We start from the raw sequence: 4,193 nt of genomic DNA on the forward strand, positions 1-4,193 counted from the left end.
TGTCGCGGTCCTGGGTCTCCCGGCCGTTGATGTGCGGGTCGTTGCCGGCGACGACGATCACCACATCGGCCTGGGCTGCCGCGGCGGCCACGGCCTCCTCGCCGCGTTCGATTGTCTCGACGGTGAAGATCTCACCGTCCTCGTCGCCCGTGTCCGCCTCGGCAACCTTCAGGCCGTCCGCGACCACACAGACGTGTCCGCCGCTGCCCAGATGCCGCAGGAGGTGGCCGTCGCCGTGCGGCTCGAGCCGGAAGGTTTCCTGGACCACCCAGCCCCCCGGCTGCGCGGCCGAGGCCCGCACGTACCGGTCGTCGGCCACCGACAGGTACCGGCCATCAGGCGCGCGCAGCGTCAGTACGCCGCCGCCCCAGTCGATCAGGTGCAGCGCCGTAGCCGTCTCCTCGCCGCTGACCGTCACCGGTGGCAGGTCGGTGCGGCCGCGCACCAACGCCGGGTCCAGCGCCGCCGTCGCCTCCTCCCCGGCCGTCCCTGCCGCGGCCTTGGGCACGGTGACCCAGCCATTCGCACAGCGCAGCCGGACCCGGTCGGTGCCCTCGGCGTAGCTGACCGAGGCGACGGACGGGTGGCCGCGCAGGCCCTCAAGCGGTGTGACCCGGTGCAGCAGCGCCCCGGCGTACCAGTCCAGCTTCACCTCATCCGCCAGCAGCCCGACCACCGCCAGCCGGACGCCCGGGCCAAGCGGCAGCAGCCCGTCGTTCTTCAGCAGCACGATCGCCTGCTCGGCCGCCTCCACCGCCAGCGCCCGATGCCCGGGAGTATCAAACGCGGGGGCGAACGCCTCCGCCTCGGCCGCCTCGTCCAGCCCGTCGAACTCGCCCAGGTCGAAGCGCATCCGCAGCAGCCTGCCGACGGCGGCGTCGATGTCGGAGGTGTCGATCAGCCCCCGTTCCAGGGCGGCGGTGAGCCGGTCGATGGTGGGCTGGGAGTCCTCCCCGAGGTCGGTGAAGGAATCGACCCCGGCGCGCAGCGCGGCGGCCAGGCCCTCCTCGTGGCTGGGGTAGTACGCCTGGGAGCCGGCGATGTTGCTAGGGGCGTAGGCATCGGAGCAGACCACCAGCGGCCGGTCGGTCCAGGTGCGCAAGCGCTCGGCGAGCAGCGGCGAGAGGTGGTTGGGCCGGCCGTTGACCAGGTTGTAGGCCGGCATCACCCCGGCCACCGCCCCGGCCCGCACCGGCCCGGCGAACGCCGGCAGCTCATACTCGTGCAACACCCTCGGCCGCACCGAGGTGGACGCCGTGGTGCGGTCCTCCTCGTGGTTGTGCGCCAGCCAGTGCTTCAGGATCGGCGCGGTACGCCAGTACCGCGGGTGCTCCCCCCGAAGCCCCCGGGTGTAGGCGGCGGCCAGCGCGGCCGTCAGATGAGGATCCTCGGCGTAGCCCTCCTCGTTCCTGCCCCACAGCGGATGCCGCAGCAGGTTCACCACCGGCGACCACACATTCAGCCCCACCCGCGCGTCCGTGGCCCGCATCGCGCGCACCTCCCGGCCCGCGGCCTCACCCACCCGCCGCACCAGGTCCTCATTCCACGTCGCACCCAGCCCCACCGCCTGAGGAAACACGGTGGCCCGGCCCATCCAGGCCACACCATGCAGCGCCTCCTGCCCGGTACGGAACGCACCCAGCCCCAGACGGTCGACGGCGGGCGCGAACTGGTGGAGCATGGCGATGCGCTCAGCCAGGGTCAGCCGCCCCAGCAGGTCAGCGACCCGCTCCGGCGTCGAAAGGCGCGGATCGCGAAACGGCAGCGGTTCAGCGGTCACGAGTGGTTCCCATCCAGTGGCGGTCGAAGGCAGAGTGAGTGCGGGCCGGGCGGGTGGGGCACAGGGTGTCCGGGCGGGGGATGCATCGCGCCCCACGCGACGGCGGCTCGCCCCGCGCACCGGCCTCTTCGTCCTGCTGGCGAGGTCGGCGTTCGAAGCGCTTCGATGCTGAGTTCAGGGGCTCGGTTCTGTCAAGACGCCACTTCACAACGACTCGGGAACGCCGTAGCTCCCATGGTCAACAGCCGTCGTTCCCGTCGGCGAAGTTTCTCTGGGGCGGGGCTTGTGCGACTCGCCAGGGGGTCTTAACCTCAGCGCAACATCGAAGCGCTTCGACCAACTCGTATCCACGGTCTTGCGAAGGCGCAGAGCCATGAAGGGTTGTTGACGTCATGCCGAACTCACGCTCCGGGCCCAGCCGGAGAAGCTTCCTGGCCTCCACCGCGGTCGCCAGCGCCGCTGTCGGCGGCATGCCGCTGCTGTCCGCGTGTGGCGGCGAGGGAAGCGGCGGCCAGGAGGGGCGCGTCTCCGAGGACGAGCTGAAGTCCATCCTGCCGACCTACCGCGCCTCCGACGCCGCGGTGGACCCGGACATCGCCATCGAGAACGGCTCCAGCCCTGGCTACACCCGGTGGATTCCTCAGGAGGAGCTCGGCGTTTCGGTGCCAGAACCGCGTGGCACCGGCGAGTTCACCGCCATGACGCCGCTGTGGGGCACGCCGCCGCGACCCGGCAACCCGTTCTGGAAAGCGATGGACGAGGGCATCGGCCTGCGCATGAACTGGCAGGTCCAGGACGGCAACGTCTACGGCGAGAAGCTCGCCGCCACCCTCGCCTCCAGCGACATCCCCGACATGGTGTGCATCCCCGACTGGGAGTTCCAGGGCCAGATACCGCAGGCGATTTCCAGCCGTTTCGCGGACCTCGGGCCGTTCCTCTCCGGCGACAAGGTGCTGGACTACCCGAACCTCGCCGCCATCCCCACCGAGGCGTGGCAGGCATCGGTCTTCGGCGGCGCCCTCCGCGGCCTGCCCATGCCCCAGAACTCGAAGAATGGCGGCACTCTCCTCTACTACCGCCAGGACACCTTCGACGCCAACAACTGGACGCAGCCCACCAGCGCCCAGGAGTTCTTCGACTTCTGCGTGGAGATCACCAACGCCGGCGACCGGGTCTGGGCGATCGACGACCCCAAGTGGTTCGCGCAGCGGATGTACGGGGTACTGCCCGACAAGCCCCTCTACTGGAGGCGGGAGAACGGGCGGCTGGTCAACCGCGTCGAGACCGAGGAGTACCTCGAGGCCCTGGAGTGGACCCGCACCCTCTACGAGGCCGAGGTGGTCCACCCCGACGCCATCGCCGCCACCGGCGACGCGGCAGTCCGCTTCGCCGCCGGCGAGTGCCTGATGTACATCCAGGGCGAGGGCAGCTGGTACGGCACGGTGGCCGAGCAGCGGGCCACCAACCCGGACTTCCACATGAACGCCATGGACTACTTCGCCCCGGACGGCGGCGACCCGGTGCTGTGGGCCCGCAACGGCGCCAGCATCTGGACCTTCGTCAACAAGAACCTCTCCGAGGACCGCATCCGCGCGGCGCTGGAGCTGGCCAACTTCACCGCCGCCCCCTACGGCACCGTCGAGCAGCGCCTGAAGAGCTATGGCGTCGAGGGCACCCACTACACCCTGGAGGACGGGCTGCCGGTCCGCACCGAGAAGGGCAACGCGGAGGTCGTCCCGGAGACCTACACCTTCATCTGCTCGCCGCAGAGCTTCATCGCCCACCCCGACCTGCCGCAGGTCGTCGAGGACATGACCTCCTGGCAGCAGCGGAACGGAGCCTTCGTCCAGGACCCGATCTTCATCGGCCGCCAGGTCCAGGAGCCCGCCCGCCTGGCCAACCTCTCCGACGGCTTCGAGGATCTGGAGGACGACGTGGTCCGCGGCCGCCAGTCGGTCCGGGACCTGCGCAACGCCGTGGACGAGTGGCGGCGCAACGGCGGCGACGAGCTGCGCGACTTCTACCAGCGACTGCTCGACGAAGGCGACGGGGCCGCCTGAGGTCCGCCGCTCCCTCGACCCCACAACCCCGCAGGCAGGGCCCCGGGCGACCGGACGGGCCGCGCGGCGCCCACCCGCCCGGAGCCCTGCGCAAAGCAAGGAGAACCCCGTGTCGCAGAGCACGGTCCCGCGGCCGCCGCTCCGCAAGGAGAGCGGCGGCAGCCCTCCGTCGAAACACCGTAAAACCGGCATCAAATCCAGGTCTGGTCGCCGTCGTCGTCGTGAGGATCCGCGTCTGAAGGGCGGTATCACGTTCCGGCACAAGGTGCGCCGGGATTATCCGCTGATCTTGATGACGGTGCCTGTCGTCGTCCTGCTGCTGGTGTTCGCGTATATCCCGATCGCCGCGAACG

Annotated in this window: 2 protein-coding genes and 1 pseudogene; 2 read left to right on the forward strand and 1 reads right to left on the reverse strand. The window is 70.6% G+C overall.

Features of this window, described 5'->3' with window-relative positions; translation table 11 throughout:
* A partial coding sequence (locus ACTWQH_RS32510) for a glycoside hydrolase family 3 N-terminal domain-containing protein (RefSeq protein WP_443290412.1) occupies positions 1-1,780 on the reverse strand: 1,780 nt, incomplete at its 3' end.
* A gap of 392 nt (positions 1,781-2,172) precedes the next feature.
* Between ACTWQH_RS32510 and ACTWQH_RS32515 the strand changes: the two genes are divergently transcribed.
* Both ACTWQH_RS32515 and ACTWQH_RS32520 read left to right on the forward strand, forming a co-directional pair.
* Complete coding sequence (locus ACTWQH_RS32515; RefSeq protein WP_443290413.1) at positions 2,173-3,840, forward strand: Tat pathway signal sequence domain protein; 1,668 nt, start codon at positions 2,173-2,175, stop codon at positions 3,838-3,840.
* Positions 3,841-3,949: 109 nt separating this feature from the next.
* Positions 3,950-4,193, forward strand: a pseudogene (locus ACTWQH_RS32520) (sugar ABC transporter permease); the annotation flags it as partial.

The organism is Streptomyces sp. 6N223 (assembly GCF_052246635.1).
GTDB lineage: Bacteria > Actinomycetota > Actinomycetes > Streptomycetales > Streptomycetaceae > Streptomyces.

Excerpts from the sequence above, each read along its gene's own strand:
- ACTWQH_RS32515 (WP_443290413.1), top strand. The coding sequence starts at position 2,173 with ATGCCGAACTCACGCTCCGGGCCCAGCCGGAGAAGCTTCCTGGCCTCC.